The 15,996-nt window shown below is 60.0% G+C and carries 14 protein-coding genes; 2 read left to right on the top strand and 12 right to left on the bottom strand.

From position 1 onward, the window contains the following. Positions 1-68: 68 nt before the first annotated feature. From RQH62_RS23125 to RQH62_RS23155, 7 genes are all read right to left on the bottom strand, one after another. Positions 69-1,082, bottom strand: coding sequence for a fumarylacetoacetate hydrolase family protein (locus tag RQH62_RS23125; protein ID WP_311271001.1), 1,014 nt, complete (start codon positions 1,080-1,082; stop codon positions 69-71). Positions 1,083-1,149: 67 nt separating this feature from the next. Then, positions 1,150-1,719 (bottom strand): cupin domain-containing protein, encoded by a 570-nt coding sequence (locus RQH62_RS23130; protein ID WP_311271002.1) that lies wholly within the window; start codon positions 1,717-1,719, stop codon positions 1,150-1,152. Between the two features lie 47 nt (positions 1,720-1,766). Then, positions 1,767-2,924 (bottom strand): alpha/beta fold hydrolase, encoded by a 1,158-nt coding sequence (locus RQH62_RS23135; RefSeq protein ID WP_311271003.1) that lies wholly within the window; start codon positions 2,922-2,924, stop codon positions 1,767-1,769. Between the two features lie 3 nt (positions 2,925-2,927). Then, positions 2,928-3,830, bottom strand: a complete 903-nt coding sequence (locus RQH62_RS23140; RefSeq protein ID WP_311271004.1) for a VOC family protein — start codon at positions 3,828-3,830, stop codon at positions 2,928-2,930. 11 nt (positions 3,831-3,841) lie between these two features. After that, positions 3,842-4,957, bottom strand: a complete 1,116-nt coding sequence (locus RQH62_RS23145) for an FAD-dependent oxidoreductase (protein WP_311271005.1) — start codon at positions 4,955-4,957, stop codon at positions 3,842-3,844. 42 nt (positions 4,958-4,999) lie between these two features. Continuing rightward, a complete protein-coding gene (locus tag RQH62_RS23150; protein WP_311271006.1) occupies positions 5,000-5,935 on the bottom strand; it encodes an MBL fold metallo-hydrolase in 936 nt (311 codons plus the stop codon). Positions 5,936-5,979: 44 nt separating this feature from the next. Further along, on the bottom strand, positions 5,980-8,265 hold the full coding sequence (locus RQH62_RS23155; RefSeq protein ID WP_311271007.1) for a TonB-dependent receptor domain-containing protein: 2,286 nt from the start codon (positions 8,263-8,265) through the stop codon (positions 5,980-5,982). Here RQH62_RS23155 and RQH62_RS23160 point away from each other — a divergent pair. Continuing rightward, positions 8,237-9,280, top strand: coding sequence for a LysR family transcriptional regulator (locus tag RQH62_RS23160; RefSeq protein ID WP_311271008.1), 1,044 nt, complete (start codon positions 8,237-8,239; stop codon positions 9,278-9,280). The two genes, RQH62_RS23155 and RQH62_RS23160, sit on opposite strands and share 29 nt — an antisense overlap. Before the next feature lie 214 nt (positions 9,281-9,494). Here RQH62_RS23160 and RQH62_RS23165 read toward each other — a convergent pair whose 3' ends face one another. The 4 genes from RQH62_RS23165 to RQH62_RS23180 form a co-directional block, all read right to left on the bottom strand. Further along, a complete protein-coding gene (locus RQH62_RS23165; protein ID WP_311271009.1) occupies positions 9,495-10,628 on the bottom strand; it encodes a Fic family protein in 1,134 nt (377 codons plus the stop codon). A gap of 254 nt (positions 10,629-10,882) precedes the next feature. After that, on the bottom strand, positions 10,883-11,920 hold the full coding sequence (locus RQH62_RS23170) for a FecR domain-containing protein (protein ID WP_311271010.1): 1,038 nt from the start codon (positions 11,918-11,920) through the stop codon (positions 10,883-10,885). Then, complete coding sequence (locus tag RQH62_RS23175) at positions 11,913-12,479, bottom strand: RNA polymerase sigma factor (RefSeq protein WP_311271011.1); 567 nt, start codon at positions 12,477-12,479, stop codon at positions 11,913-11,915. Before RQH62_RS23175 ends, RQH62_RS23170 begins: the two co-directional genes overlap by 8 nt. A gap of 824 nt (positions 12,480-13,303) precedes the next feature. Continuing rightward, positions 13,304-13,717 carry a hypothetical protein gene (locus RQH62_RS23180; protein ID WP_311271012.1) on the bottom strand — a complete coding sequence of 138 codons (414 nt, stop codon included), beginning with the start codon at positions 13,715-13,717 and terminating at the stop codon, positions 13,304-13,306. A gap of 64 nt (positions 13,718-13,781) precedes the next feature. On the opposite strand from RQH62_RS23180, the gene nhaA reads away from it, so the two are divergent. Then, the gene (gene nhaA / locus RQH62_RS23185; protein WP_311271013.1) at positions 13,782-15,167 is read left to right on the top strand and encodes a Na+/H+ antiporter NhaA; all 1,386 of its coding nucleotides are present in this window, start codon (positions 13,782-13,784) and stop codon (positions 15,165-15,167) included. A gap of 48 nt (positions 15,168-15,215) precedes the next feature. On the opposite strand, the gene RQH62_RS23190 is transcribed toward nhaA, so the two are convergent. Next, positions 15,216-15,983 carry an N-formylglutamate amidohydrolase gene (locus RQH62_RS23190; protein ID WP_311271014.1) on the bottom strand — a complete coding sequence of 256 codons (768 nt, stop codon included), beginning with the start codon at positions 15,981-15,983 and terminating at the stop codon, positions 15,216-15,218. Positions 15,984-15,996 lie beyond the last annotated feature (13 nt).

Here is a 15,996-nt window from a genome sequence, read left to right on the forward strand (position 1 = left end):
CGAGCGCAAATCCATAGACAAAGGCTGACCCATCCATGCTGGCCTCCTCCACCAACAGGGATTCTGAATCATAAAATCACGCTCTTGGAAACCCTTGCCGATTCATAACGGTCGAAATCCGCTCTAAATGCGGTAACTATCTGACTGATCTCACCGAACAGGCTGACATCCGTTCCGGCAGTCATGCGCACATGGTCGCCGAATTGGAGGAAAGGCGTTACGGGCTTGCCTTGTGTGATCATTTCGATAGCACGCCGCTCGGAAATGCATGTCGATCCCACCCTTTCAAAATCGGGATCGGACACGGTACCGGAACCTATGATGGTCCCGGCGCAAAGCTGGCGTGTGCGGGCCGCATGCGCGATGAGGTCATGAAAACCGTAGTCCATGCCTTCCCCTGAAGGATGGCCGAACCATGCACCGTTCACCGCCACGCGCAAGGGCAGGCAGACGCGGCCATTGCGCCAGCGATCGCCCAGTTCATCCGGAGTGATCGCGATTGGCGCGGCGCTACAGGCCGGCTTGGCCTGAATCCAGCCGAAGCCTGTTTTCATTTCGGCCGGGGCCACCGCGCGCAGCGACCAGTCATTGATGAGCAGGATGAGACGGATATGGTCCATGGCGTCGACGGCCGAACATCCCATGGGTACATCGTCCGTGACGATAGCGAATTCGCCCTCGAAGTCGATGAGATCGGCTTCGGTGGGCAGGGCGACATTTTCATGAGACGCCAGAAACTGATGGCTCATGCCCTGATACATGAGGGGAAGATCGGTCTCGATCGGGGGGTGGTTGAATGCCTTTTGCATGAGGGCGCCGTGATTGGCGAAGGCCGATCCATCCAGCCATTGCCAGGTGCGCGGCAACGGGGCGAGCAGACCGCCGTAATCGATCGTGTCGCCGCCCCCTGCCTCCAGCGTTACGGAGAGAGCCGCGGCATCATCCATGAGGGCATCCCATTGCGTGATCGCGTGCAGCAGGGTGGGCCAGCGCGCGCCCATGGGCATGCCGCGCACGCCGTCTCGCGATAAAAGTAATAATTCCCCATCAGCGCAGTTATTGACGCGCGTCGCAAAACGCATGGGTTCGTGTCCTTCCGATATGATTGCGGGATGTCGTTACGGATCGTCGCGCGCGACGAGCCAGAGTTCAGCGTTTCAGAGCGTCGTCGAATTTGCCGTCAATCAGGATGAAGACGATCCGGCAATTGCGGTCGGATCGGTTGGACCAGCCATGATTGGTACCCCGCTGGATGACGATGTCGCCCACGCGCACGATGGTTTCGCCTTCGTCCATGATCAGGACCAGTTCGCCCTCCACAACGATTCCATAGTCGATGGTTTCGGTCCGGTGCATCAGCGCGTGACGCGACCCTTCGCCACGATGGGCGGATGCGTCATGAGCGCTCACTTCGGCGAAATGGGCGCGGGCTTCCTCGGGTGTCATGGTGCGGATACCCTCGCTCTCGGGCGGGATGTCCAGCACGCGGATGCGGGTGCCATTCTTCGGCGGCGCGAGGATGATGCCCTGTTCTACCGGCTCGCCCGAGGCGGCATCGAGCGGGGCAGGGGTCGCCTGCGTGTTCCAGACTTCATGGAACATTGGCCCGATGTCGCCGCCAATGCGCTGGATGCGCCGGACCGGGCCATCCTCCTGAATGATGGCGCGACCTGCGATGTCATGACCAGTGACGATACGGCGAACGGATACAAATTCCATGAGCATATTTCCTAAATGAGCGGGGTGCTGCGGGTACGAGCCCGCCATCAGGCGGTCTGGCCACCGAGCGTATCGGCGAACCAGTCGGCGATATAATCGCGGCCGTATGACATATTGTCCGCACCGACATGTTCGACGCCGCCTTCACGTTCGGTGAAAAGCTTGAGCGCGCGCCTGGGGCTGTTCACCAACTGATCGTAACAATCATGGGCATAATTTACGCTGATCTGCCGGTCCTTGGCGCCATGCGTTACCAGGAACGGCACCTTGATCCTGTCCATATCGCCATTGAGGTTCATGTCAGCCGCCTTGCTGAGGAAGTCGACCATATCGCTTGCGCCAAACGCCCACATGACATGCGCCCAATAATGGGGGACGGGATTTTCGCCTTCGCGCTTTAGCCGCTTCTGCTGAACCTCCGCCCAATTATGGTTGGCGCCCCAGACGGCACCGCTGGCAAAGCGCGGTTCATAGGCGACCGCGCGTGGCGCGAAATGGCCGCCCAGCGAAATGCCGGTCATGCCGATGCGGGCGGGATCTATATCCTGCTGCCGCTCCAGCCAGTCGACTGCTTTGCTCGCCCAGTTTTCGCTGTGCGGATCGACGGGCAGGTGCTGGAGGCGGAGTGCTTCACCTGATCCGGGCTGATCGACGCAGAGCGTCGAAATGCCGCGCCGTGCCAGCGCTTCGGGCAGGCGCGACCAATAGAGAAGTTCCTTGCAGCTATCGAGGCCGTTGCAATAGACCACGACCGGATGAGGGCCATCCCCCGGCGCGCTGGTATAGAGTGCAGGCATGGTGCCGGTAGCGAGCGGGATGTCCACGCGCCGACGGTTGATCTGGCCTAACGCGGTGGACCGGTCGAATGTATCGCGCGCCTTGGCATAGGTGGTCTGACGACCGGGATGGCCATGGCCCTGCATGCGCTCGGCGTTGAACAGATAGAGCGATGCGCGCTCCAGCTTGTCGGAGGCGGAGAAGGCGCGGCCCTTCGCCTCATCCTCCGCCGCCAGGTCGATCAGCTTGTCGGCCATTGCGACCCACTGTGCCATGAACATGGGCGTGCCCGCGTCCGCGCCGGAGGCGGCCGCGTCCTTGATCGGCTGGCACATATCGACGATCTCGCCAATGCGTCCGCCGCTCTCCATCGCGATCGCGACGGACAGATTCCAGATATAGTTGGGGAAATATTCAAATAAAGCCATCGATCAGACCTCTACTGCCTGAAAGAGGCCCTTGTCTGGCGCAGCATGTGGCATGGTCTGGGGACCACCTATGCCGATACCCCACTGGTCCATGATACCGGGCGCGGGGGCATGGACCTTCGCCTCATGGGCATTAAAGTCCACATCCTCCAGTTCGGAGCTATATTCGACCGCGAAGCTGGCGGGTGTGGTGAAATAGCTGAACGTGTTGTTGCCCGCAGTGTGGCGGCCCGGACCCCAGCGAATGTCGGTGCCTTTCAGGCGCAGCCGATTGATGCCGACCATCATGTCGTCAACGCTCAGCATGTCATAGGCGACATGGTTGAGGCAGGGCGGACCGGGCAGGAAGGCGATGCGGTGATGCGCGCTGTTGCAGCGCAAAAAACACATGAAGTCGCCCAGCCAGTCGCTGACCTTGAAGCCCAGCACATTGCAGAACCATTCCACCATCGCCTTGTGATCTGGCGAATGCAGGACGATATGGCTGATCTTCTGGGGCACGCCTTCCCAACGGATGAGCTCCCGTGCGGTGCGACGGGCGACGTCGCTCGATATTTCGAAGGTCAGGCCATCGGGGGAGAAGAAGCGGAAGCCGTAGCCACCACCCAGCGCTTCCAGATCCTTTGGCGCAAAGATGATGCGGCAGCCTGAAGCTATGACCTTGTCATGCAGGGCGTCCACATCGGCGCGGCTGTCGGCGGCCAGCGCGATCACATCGATGCGCTCCTCTTCGGCCTGGCGCAGGCGCACAACATGATGCTCGTCACCACCATCGGCGGCGAAATAGACCATGCCGTCCTTTTCCCCTGCCTCGACGAGCTTCCACTGGTCGGCATAGAAAGCCCGCTCTGCCTCCAGATCGGGCAGTGCATAACCCACATAACGAATTTCTGTAACGCGGCTCATATCTGCTTCCTTTAGATCGGCTGGGATACCATCGCGAACATGTCTGCGGTGGCTTTATGATTGTCGACGGGAGCGCCCTTACCGAGTTGACCCATGCAGATTTCGAGCGATTTCTCCACGATGTAGCGGCAACGGTCGGCGCGCCGCTCATGATAGGCGGCCAGCGCGCTTTCCAGATCGTCATGGCGGCTCAGTTCCTCCGCCAGCACAATACTGTCCTCGATCGCCATGCCCGCGCCCTGACCCAGATGAGGCGTGGTGGCGTGTACGGCATCGCCCAGCAAGACGATGCGGCCCTTATGCCAGGGACCCTCCAGCATGAACGCATCAAGCGGCCGATAGACCACGTCGTCATCGCAGGTGATATGCTCGCCCAGCGCCTGGATGGCGGGCGAGCAACCGGCGATCTTGGCGCGCATGGCCGCGGCCAGTCCTTCGCTTCGATAACGGGGGTTGTCCGGTTCGGCAGTGGTGACGAACATATACATCAAGTTTGGCGAAATCGGCACCAGTCCGACGCCGGTGGGGCCATTATAAGCCTGAAGCGAGTCCATCCCTTCGGTGCGAGGCAGATTATAGCGCCAGACCGCCTGACCGGTATAATGCGGCGACGGGGCGTCGGGGAACAGAAATTTGCGGGTCTGTGAATAGACGCCGTCGGCCCCAACGACCAGATCGAAGCTGTCCTCCCTCGCGTCCGAAAACCGCACCGCCACCTGATCGCCCTGATCGTCGATGGAGGATGCGGTGACGCCCAGCCATACCCTGGCCCCCGACGCGATCGTGCGATCGCCCAGCACCTTGTGCAGGGCCGGGCGGCCGACCCCGAGATTGGCCGGATAGCCTTCGACCAGACGCGGGGAAGGAACGCGCGCGACCTTCGTGCCGTCGGGCGCGAATATTTCGACCATGTCGAAGCCTGCACCGGCCGCGACATACTCGTCCAACAGGCTCAGATGCGCCATTGCGCGCAGCACGTTGGATTGCTGGATGATGCCCACGCCATAGACCGACCATTCCGGATCGCGTTCGATCACGGTGACGTCGAACCCTTGCCGGCGTAGCGCGATGGCGGAGGTGAGGCCACCTATGCCTCCGCCGATGATAAGGATGTTATTGTGGGCCATAGTCGGTTCGGTGCCTTGTGAGAAAGGGGCGAGAGGAGGAAATCAGAAGCGGTCGAGATCATTGGCGATCGTTACTGGTCCAGCGAAAGTCTTGGCGATGGCCGCGCTATAGGCGCGGGTCCGTGCGGCATCGGGCATGCCGCCGGCGATATGTGTGACCGCTAGTGCCTTCACTTTTGCACGCGCGGCCAGCGCGCCGACTTCTTCCGGCGTCAGGTGATGGGTGGTCAGATGGTGGACCATCGTTGCCTTGACGCTGGCGGGCATGTTGGGGCTGGTGTGTGCGACGCGATCCAGTGTAGCGTCGATGTCGATCATTTCACTAACCAGCAGGTCGGCGCCTAACGCGAGGCGTTCGACCGCAGGGCTGGGTCCGGTATCGCCCGTGTAGGCGATCGATCGTTCGGTCAGGTCGAACCGCAGTGCGAAGGACTTATAGTTGCGATCCTCGAGGCTGCCGGGCGCGAAATCATAATGGGTATTTTGCGCAACGCTGACTTTCATATCGTCTACCCGGATAGTTTCGCCATCCTGCAATTCTATCACCGACACAATATTTTCAGGCGGCGTCCAGGATTTGCCGGGAATGCCATAGCCCGCTTTGGCTGAGGGCTGGAGGCTGGCGACCAAGCCGGCCACCAGTTCGCGCGTGCCGGGTGGACCGTAGATGGTCAGCACGTCGCGTACTTCGGTCTGGTTGCGCAAACCCAATATCGCCGCCAGCCCGCCAATATGATCGACATGCAGATGGCTGAGGAAAATGGCGCGGACTGCCGACAGGCGCAGACCCGCCCGCGCCATCTGTTCCACAGTGCCATCGCCTGTATCGACCAGATAGGTTGTTGCGTTGTGGACGATGGCGTTGGCAGGTTGCGACCGATGCCCATCTGGCACCGGACCGCCCATCGTCCCCAATGTCATGAACGCGGTACGCGGCTGGTTATGGGCAGCTGCAACTGCCGTCGCCAGCATGGCCATGACGCTAGATAGCACCGCGCGAATGATCCGGGTGGACAACGGCTTCACAGGTTGAAACCCAGGCGAACGCCATAGGTGCGCGGTGGCCGCAACGTGCCGACCGGGAAGTCGAGAATCGGGCGCGTACCAGCGCGAGCCAGCACTTCCTTATCCTCGATATTGTTGATGAAGGCCGTGACGCTCCATTTGTCCTGCGGTCCCTCGATCGTCAGGAACGCGTCGGACATCATGAAGCTGCCCTGCTTTTCCTCGGACCGGAAGTTAGAGTTCATGTAGCGGCTGGTTTCGATGTTCGAGCGTATACCCGCCACCAGCACCATATCTCCGGCGATTTGGAAGCTGTGCTGATAGCCCATATTGAGCGCCCAGCGCGGCGAGTTGACCGTGGGCTTGCCCGAACAGTCAATGTCATAGAAACGCGCACCATTGATGCCAGGATTGGCGAGCCGCGACCCCGTAATGGTGCAGCCTGTGGTGACGGGCGCGCCGGTGGGGGAGAAATTTGCAGTTTGCAGGCTCTTATACTTGCCATTTAGATATTGAACGTTGAGGTTGAACAGGTCGTCGCGGGTTGGGGCGAAGCGGGCTTCGATTTCTGTACCGAAGATGCGTGACTTGCCCGCATTGGTGGTGAGTGACCCTTGCGCGAACAGGCCATTGCCAGTCCGCACCCCCCCTACGAATGTGACCTGCTGGTCCTTATAGTCCCAGTAGAAAGCTTCGATATTGAGCTGGAGCTTGTTGCCAAAGAAGCGGTTTTTGGCTCCAATTGTATAGGCGGTGAGGCTTTCCGGGCGGAAGCTGTTGGTGGGCGGAGCTGCGACGAAGAAGCCGCCCGATTTGAAACCGGTCGCGACATTTGCATAGACCAGCGATGCGGGACCGGCGTCATATTCGACCCCGGCCTTCCAGGTGAATTTGGTAAAGATAAGGTCGCCGGTGACCGGCGCACCCAGCGCAGGATCGACCGGACCGGGCAGTCCGCCGCCTACGGAAGCGGTAAGCTGCGACTTGTCTTCTCGCGTATAGCGTCCGCCCCCGATCAGGCGCAGATCATCGGTGATATCGAACGTCAGCTGGCCAAAGGCGGCCAGGCTCTGCGTCTTGAGGCGCGGGGTGAAGCGGGTGGTGGAAAGCCGGCCTTGGCGGAAATAGTTGAGCGTGTCCTGCTGCTCGTTGAAGAAGAAGCCGCCTAGGACGTAACGCAGCCGCTGGTCGGCGGCGGACGTCAGCCGTGCTTCCAGTGACATCTGTTCGGCATTGTCCTCTATCTCGCCACGGAAGCCGGGCAGATAGGTGCGGAACTTGGCTTCCGACTTCCGCCAGGCAGGGATAACGGACAGGGTGGCAAAGCCCATGTCGCCATCGACCTGCGCGCTAAGTCCGTAGAAATGATTGTCGAGATAGCCGTCCGAACGCGCATTTTCGATGCAGCCGCTGGCGATGAAACCACCCGCGCAGAAGGGGGGGGCGAACAGGGTGGAGGCATAGCCGTTGATCGCGGCGATCGCGCGGGGATCGGAAATGCTGACCCGATCATTAACCGGCGGTACGGCAAAGGCCTCGCTGGGCAACAGCACCGCGCCGCCGCCTTTTCCACCCTGATGATAATAGTCGCCCACGATGTTGATCGACCAGATGTCCGAAGGCTTGAGCAGGAAGGACGCGCGTACCGCCTCGCCCTTGTCATCATCATAGCCGTCAGAAATATAGCCGTCGCGATCGACCACTTGGCCCGCGACGCGCAACGCGGCGACCTCACCAATGGGAACGTTGACCGCCAGAAAGCCCTTCTTGCTGTCATAATTGCCATATTCGGCCAGTCCTTCGACGCCGAACTTACCTAGGATCGGCTTTTTGGGCAGGACGTTGATCGCGCCGCCGGTAGCGTTGCGACCGTACAGCGTACCCTGCGGTCCCTTGACTACCTCGACCCGCTCCAGATCGTAGAAGACGCCGGCGGGTGCGGTCGGACGACCGACATAGACGCCGTTGAAATTGAAGGCGATCGCATTTTCGGAGAAGCTGTTCTGCGAATTGGTGCCGACGCCGCGCAGAAAAAAACTGGTCGTCCCGCCAGTCGGCTGCACTACGAGGGCGGGCACTAACTTGCCGAGGTTGGACGTTTCGGTGATGCCCGACCGGGTGAGGTCATCGCCCGTCACAGCAGTCACGGCGATGGCGGCCTTTTGCAGGCTTTCCTCGCGCCGCTGCGCGGTAACGACGATTTCCGCCAGGCCACCGTCAGATGCCTGCGTGTCCTGCGCAAACACCATCTGCGGCACCATCGCGCTGCTTAAAATGGTCGCACCCCAAAAAATTTTCCCCATACATCCTCCCAATTGCCCGATCTGTGCGGGATGGATGGTGGGTGACATAGTTCGGAAAAGCAGTAAAATGGATGATATATGTCGAAAATCAGCAATAGGATTCATGGTTGTGAGGCTCGACCGTTTTGATCTTAACCTGCTGGTCGCGTTCGACATTTTGGTGGAGGAACGCAATGTAACGCGCGCGGCCAAGCGCCTGAACCTCACGCAATCCGCCATGAGCGCGGCCTTGCGCCGCTTGCGCGACGCGTTCGCCGACGAAATCCTGGTGCAGCACGGGAAGAAGATGATTCCCACAGCTGCCGCTCTTTCCCTTGCACCCGAAATTTCCGCCGTGGTGGCGGATCTGCGCGGGATCATCGCGCGCGGGCTGTCCTTCGACCCGGCGCATAGCCAGCGGATTTTCCGCATTGTCGCGTCCGACTATGTCACCACGGTGCTGATCGGTCCCATGCTCGAACGGATGCAGAAGTCGGCGCCGGGCGTGCGGATAGAGATCACGCTGCCCCGCAACGACATTCATGGGCGGCTTGAGGATGGCGAACTGGACTTCATTGTCGCGCCCGAACGTTTTCTGGAAGGGCCGCATCCGCGAGAACTTTTATTCGAGGAGCGCCATGTCGTCGTCGGGTGGTCAGGCAACCCCATGTTGCAGGAGCCGCTTACCGAAGACTATTACTACAGCGCCGGTCATGTCGCCGTCAGCGTATCGCGCGACGGCACCTTCATCGAAAATCATCTGCGCGAAAATGGCGATCGTCGCCGGATAGAGATTATCTGCGCCGCCTTTAGCCAGGTGGCCTGGATGTTGCCGGGAACGACTAGGCTCGCTCTGATGCACGAGCGCCTAGCGAAGGTTATGGCGTCACGATTGCCCCTTCGGGTTGTGAATGCACCCATCGAACTGCCGGTCATGCGCGAAATGTTGCAATATCATCATGCACGGTCTGCGGATACGGGGCTGATATGGTTTCGCGATCAGCTCCGTGACGCTGCCGCGGATCGGATCGTCTGAGGCGACAGACTGATCCAGTTTGGCGCCCTTCTCCGGGAAATCACAAATTAAACTGATCATTTGGCGCCTTTCCCTGACAGAGCACAATGCGTTCACGCTATCGGTTGATGCGCGATGGACAAGCGACGCTCGCCACAGCCATTTGATGTCCGATAAAAGGAGGCTCGGATGATAGCGGTTGAGCTTAGATAGATTGTTGAATGGACGGTGTGCGTTAATCCCCCGCGCCGTCTCCACCCTCGCGGCTGGCGATAGTCAGATGGTAACGCGCATAACGCCGTTCCCCGACACGCTCCAGCGCGCCCAACTCTACAAGCTCTGCAAGATCGCGCGTCGCCGTCGCCGAGGCGGCGTCGGTGATCGTGCGGTAATTATGGGCGCTCAGACCACCGGCAAAGCCGTCCGGCCCTTCCGCCATCATGCGGATCAGCGCCTTTTCCTGCCGCGCGTTGATCCTGCTGCGCAAGCGATCAAGCAGCCGCGTTTTCTCGATCAGGAAACGGATGCTCTCAATCGTCCGCCCCTGCGCTTCCAGCACGATCTGGGCAAACCAGCCCATCCAGGCATCGATCTGATTTGTCTGGCTGGCCGCATGGAGCTGCGCATAATAAGTCTTCTTGTGCCGGTTGATGGCCGCCGCCAGCGCCGTCAGCGTGGGCGCCTCCAGGCTCTGCGCCAGCGCCTTTTCTGCGATGGCACGTCCAAGGCGGCCATTGCCATCCTCGAAGGGGTGGATCGTCTCGAACCACGAATGTGCAATTGCTGCCCGCATGATCGCGGGCATGGGCGCGCCGCCCTTTGGCCCACTATCGTTGAACCAAGCAATGAACCGCGCCATCTCCTCCGGCACTCTGTCGGACGGCGGCGCTTCGAAGTGAACGCGCGGCGCATGCAGCGCGCCCGACACAATCTGCATCGGATCGGCATGGGTGCGATAAGCGCCGATATCCACCAGATCGCGCCGCCCGTTCATCAGCATCTTGTGCCAGTCGAACAGAAGCTGATCGGTCAGCGGCTCGGCATAGCGCCGATAAAGGTCCGCCATCAGCTCGGCCGCCCCAGCCTCTGCCGGGTTGGAGCGACGCTTGTCCGCCGCAAAGCCAAGCTGGCGCGCAATGGACGACTGTACGCTGAACCGATCCAGAATCTCGCCCTCGATAGCCGAACTCTCGACCATCTCCTGCGAGATGAGTTCTATCACGAGCCCTTGACGGGCATTACCATCAAGGTGATGCATTGACCCGATGACGACACCGGCTCCTTTAAGAAACTGCGCTTCGGCATCGCGTAGCCTTGCCGCATCGAAGGCAAATTGGCTCCAGTCGGAGAGCTGCCAGTTCCAGAGCATGATCGATGAGGTGCCTTTCTATCGATCATGATAGGCCAATTTCATGATTTATGAAAGAAGGCGTTATCGATCATGACCAGCGGGCATGGCATTTGTGCGCCGGCCCGTTTGAACAGAATTTTCAGTCAAAAATTAAGATCAGAAACTATCTTCAAGAAGCCGGGGACATGCTGCCATTGACAGCACAGCCTACGCGCCGGGTGGGATATCCGGTAGCCCCTAAAGGATGCATCTTTTCGGTTTTTGCCGGCCTGTTAGCTGGATTTCACAAGGCGCAGGCGATTGGGCTGCGACCTGTCGATGCTGAGGTTGAGGAAAGTGGCGAGGGCTTGTGCGACCCGCTCTATGTTGCGGATATCGATATCCGCGAATATCTCGCGTTGGCCAAGCGCTGGCGTGGCAAGCACGATCTTGGTCTCGCTATAGCTGTTGGCCTCGGCGATGACATCGTTGATGGGCACATTATCAAAGCTCTTCACGCCATTTATCCATTGCTGCTCGGACGCCTTGGCCAAAAGAAGGGCAATTGCAGGTGTCTGTCCAGCCTCATAGGCGAGGATGCGGCCGGGCTGGAGACTTTGCTCCCTTGATTGCCCGCTGGGAGGGTTGGGGATTTGGACGAGGATTTCGCCTTCTATGGGATTGATCCTGACGCCGGTGCGATGGGTGAGGTCGAAACTGCCGCCACGGGCGATGATCCTTGTGCCGGCGGCCAGGGCTTCGAAATTGCGGCCAGTCTCGGGCGCGACGAGGAAGCGGGCGCGGCCGCGCTTGAGTTCGACTTTGCGCTCTGTTGCGTTGATCGCGACGAGAAGGAGTGTGTTGGTATCGAGAATGACGCTGCTGCCGTCAGCAAGCCGTTCGGTGCGGACTTCGCCGATCCTGGTTTCAAGCGGCGTGCGGGCCTGGCTCGTTGTGATGAGGGAAGTGGGCATGTCCGTGCTTTGCCACCACAGACCGCCGGCAAGCATGAGGCAGAGAACCATGGACGCAGCAAGGAGGAGAGGGGGTCTGTTAGCTTTGTGTGGGCGGAAGGCAGCTTGGGTGGCAAGCTTGCGCTGAACACGATCGACATCGCTCGCGAACTCCTTCGCATCATTCACCACGCCCAGATAGGCGGGGATGCGGGCGGGGTTTGCCTTGGCCCAGGCGGAAAAATCGGCCTGATATCTGCCGAGCCGGTCGAGCGCTTTTGGGTCGGGAACCTCGCCGGGATCGGACATGAAGAGGCTCGCCCAGTCGGCGGCTTCTTCTCTTTCCTCAAGCGTGATTTTTGCCGGCTGCTCAGTCACCGTCCGCCTCGCGATGGGCAGCCAGCAGGCGCAGCGCCTTTTTCATATGCTCTTGCACGGTCCAAAGCGGCACATCCCGCTCTTGCGCAATCTCGCGATAGCTTTTGTCGGCGATGCGGTTGGCGACGAAAATGTCGAGCGTGTCAGGCGAGAGCTGCTGGAGGATGGTCTGCCAATGGGCAAGCTCCTCGCGCGATGCGAGCTCGCGATGGGTGTCGATCTGGGCGACGAGGGTGCAGCTGTCGTCGAGCGGGGCGGACTTCTGGGCGAGCAGGGTTGCGCCGCGCGAGACGAAATCGCGCAGGAGATTGGTTGCGATCCGGGTGAGATAGGCCTGTGGGCTGGCAAGCGCATGGACGGGCGCGACCTTCACGAAGCGGGTGAAGGTCTCCTGGGCGAGCTCATCGGCATCGGCATGATTGCCAAGCTGGCGCGCGAAGAAGCGCATGAGGCGGGGCTTCTCCCTTTGATAAAAGTCCGGGAAGCTGAACCTGCCGCTGCCGGATTCTTTATGTCGTTTCGGATCGCATAGGCGATCCTCGCTTCTGCTTTGGCTCATCTGTCGCACCTATGTCCACTCGGGGCGACGGCCGTGAGCCGGATGTTAGTAACCTGCTAGTCACAGGCGCATGCGCCTTTACCGTTGCCGGCTGGACATGCGCGCATGCCACCCGGCCCCAGTGAAACTGTGACCGAGCAATGACTAGAGGGGTTACTAAGCCCCACTTCCGGGCTTTTTCCGGAAGCAGTCCCAATGTGCCGGAATGTCGGGGGAGCGCAACCCTAAAGATCGGATTTGTGACGTTTTTGAGAAGGAATTGGGAGGGAGAAGTGGGACCGTTGGGCGGCTGCCCGCCGTGCGGGCACCGCGCTCTTGCCGGAGCGGCGTGCCGCCGCGCCGGCCGGGTTCGGCTGCGCCGATCCCGGCCCTTCGGGCTGTGATCGCTGCCGCGGGTGGGTAGATGGTCGGGGGTGGGCGCGCTTATCTTTGTCTGAACGCACCGGCTGCCATGACTTGCTTTGGCTTGGCTCAGCTCAGCTCAGCTCAGCTCAGATTGAAGAGGAGCGGGGGATCGGAATGGATGTGTCCGCGATGGGCATGATTTTCATTCTGGAGTTTCTCCTATGCACTTTCTGGTCGTGGCACGCGGGATTTTGCCGAAGCTGCTTTTGTCCCTGCGTAATCTGGCGAGCGATGCTGCCTGTTGCCGGCGGATCGATCGCTTTCTTGATGAGAACGGAGCCCAAGAGATGGCGGTGCCGATTGCGGACGGAGGTGGAGAGGATGGTGCGAGGGTGAGGGCGGGGCTTGCGCAGATGGAGCCTCTGGCTTGTGGGATTTTTCTGCTCATAGTCGGGCGACATATGAGTGCGCGGCAGGTGTCACAGCGCATAGGGATGAGCGAGGAACGGGTTTGCCGGCATTTTCGCACGGCGATGCGGCAGGTGGCTGCACTGCGAGAGGGCGCAGGAGGTAATTGACATGGAGTTGATCTGGTGGTGGGCGGAGCAATAATGATGGCGTTTAGCAAAGGCTGCTTTTTCGGCTAGGTTTGGAACGTTCCGGAGCGGCAGTCGCCTATGGATCTGCCGGTCAAGGTAAGCCGGACGCTCAGTTTGCAGCTGCAAGACCTTAGATCTTAGAGCCGGATGGGATAAAACAGTCAGACCGCTTCCAAGAAAGAAACCGGCTAAACCTGACAATCCAAATATGATTTTGCGGGCGCCCGCGATCACACCCCATCGAACACTCACACAAGCGCTCAGCTCGAAATTTCGGCGCATCGCCAGTGCCAAAGGCTGCAACCTGCCATGCTCAGTATAAGCTGGAACTCTATCTGTCGGCGGGCGCTTGCATGGGATGGCCATTACTCCCCGCCAGAAAGGCGCGACAACTGCAAGGCGGCAACATGCGCCCGCCCGGGCAAAATTTCTAGATCGGATAGAACCGTTTTTTGCAGGAAAGGACGTCATTGGCGGACCGCTGTTGCTGGCAACGATCGCGGCGCTCCTATTCACGAACAGCCCCTTGCGCGAAAGCTATGAACGGTTCTGGGATACGCAGCTCCACTTTGGGTTTGGCCGCCAGCTGGTTAGCCATAGCCTTGCGGAATGGATCGACCACGCGCTGCTCCCGCTGTTCTTCATCATCATAGGCGCAGATGTGAAACGCGAGCTTGTACGCGGTGCTTTGTCGCAGATGCGCACCGCCATATTTCCGGTCGCTGGCGCCATCGGCGGGATGCTGGTTCCTGTCTGCTTATTCTGGCTGATCGCGCGAAACAGTGCAGCTATGACGGGCTGGGGCACCGTCATCACCATGGACACCGCCTTTGGCTTGGCGCTGATTGGCCTGTTTGCCACCCGTCTGCCAGATGGTGTGCGCGCCCTGTTTCTTGCATTTGCAGCGATCGATGACATTGGGGGGCTGCTGGTGATCGCTGCGGCCTATAGCGACGCGATCTATCTCGATGGCCTGTTGATTGCGGCCATTGGCTTTGCCGCCATCTATCTGCTGCGCCACCTGCGCTGGGGGGCCAGCATCCCCTATGTGCTGCTCGCTATCCTGCTGTGGGTCGGCATTTTGAAATCGGGCATCCACACGACGATTGCAGGGGTTCTCCTTGGTTTTCTTGTGCCGGTCTATCCCAGGCTTGGCCGCAATGATTTTGCTGACAATGTCCAGGATGAGATTGATGAATTCCAGCTGGCGCACCGTCACGCGCTAGGGGAAGGGGAGGGCGCCGACGCCACCCGCTCGGAAAAGAAGGCGCAGGAGCGCCTGGGCTATCTAGACGAGATGACCCGCGCCACGCATGCAACGGGAGAACGGGTCATAATGCTTCTTTCGCCCTGGATCAGTTATGTCGTGTTGCCGCTCTTCGCCCTTTCGAACGTCCGGGTACATATCAGTCCCGATCTCATTACAGATAGCTTTCACTCGACGTTTGCACCCGCCATCCTGATAGGGCTGTGCCTGGGCAAACCGCTGGGTTTCCTCAGCTTCAGCTGGATCGCAACCCGGCTGGGCCTTGCGCGCCTTCCCGACAATGTCCGCTGGCCGATGATCGCGGCGATAGGATCACTAGCGGGTATCGGCTTTACGATCTCGCTCTTCATATCCGGACTGGCGTTCAGCGACGGCCGGCTTCAGGAGATTGCATCGCTCGCAATCATCATCGCTTCGGCTTTGGCAGGACTGACAGGTTATGCAGCCCTCCGGCTTGCGGCGCGGCTATCGATCTGACTTCGGCAGCGACCTCGCGCATGAGTGATTGGCCTCACCCCATGGCTATTATCGCCATGCCGACGTCGCCGCCTTCTGGATTTTCGCGGCCCAGTGAGCTTGGCCATCATGATCGCTGATGAGATCCTGTCTGATCTCAATCTCTGCATAGCGAAGGTTTCGGGGAAAAGCGTGAAGAGGCGCCGTGTAATCGGTGGCGTCCATCCGATAGGGTGCGTTGTCGCCCACACATATCGCTTTGTCGGCCTGTAATTGCGCAACCATGGCCATGGCGAAATCCGTGCGTCCAAGCCAGTGCAGAACACCTACATGCCAAGGCCGGATAAAATCGTTCAGCTTCGGAGTGAAGCTGTGTAGCGAAAGCAGGATAGTCTCAGTACCCGCCGCCTGCTTGGCGTCGAGCATGGCCGATATGGCCGCATGATAAGGCGTGTGAATGGCCGCTATCCTAGCCTGCCTGGCTGCGTCGTCGAGTGCGCCATTGCCTATGATGGATGTGCCGTCGGATTGGATAGCTGTTACGTCCTCATGCCCGGGATCGCGATTGCAGTCGATCACGAGGCGCGAATAGGTTTGATGGATGAAAGGCGCGTCTAGCAGGCGGGCCAGTTCTCTGCCAAACTCCCGCACGCCGATGTCAACAGCGATATGTCGCGTGCGGTCTGCGGATTTTAGACCCAGATCGCCCAGCGCTGCGGGAATGGCGGCCCCGGCATGATCCCCAACCAGCAGGAACGGCGAGCGACCTTCCGCGTTATCGATGGCAAACGGCGTCGGATCGTCCGGACCCAATAATGTCGTCGCCTCTCGGGCCATCGGGATCTTCCTT

This window comes from Sphingobium sp. WCS2017Hpa-17, from assembly GCF_031843765.1.
Lineage (GTDB): Bacteria > Pseudomonadota > Alphaproteobacteria > Sphingomonadales > Sphingomonadaceae > Sphingobium.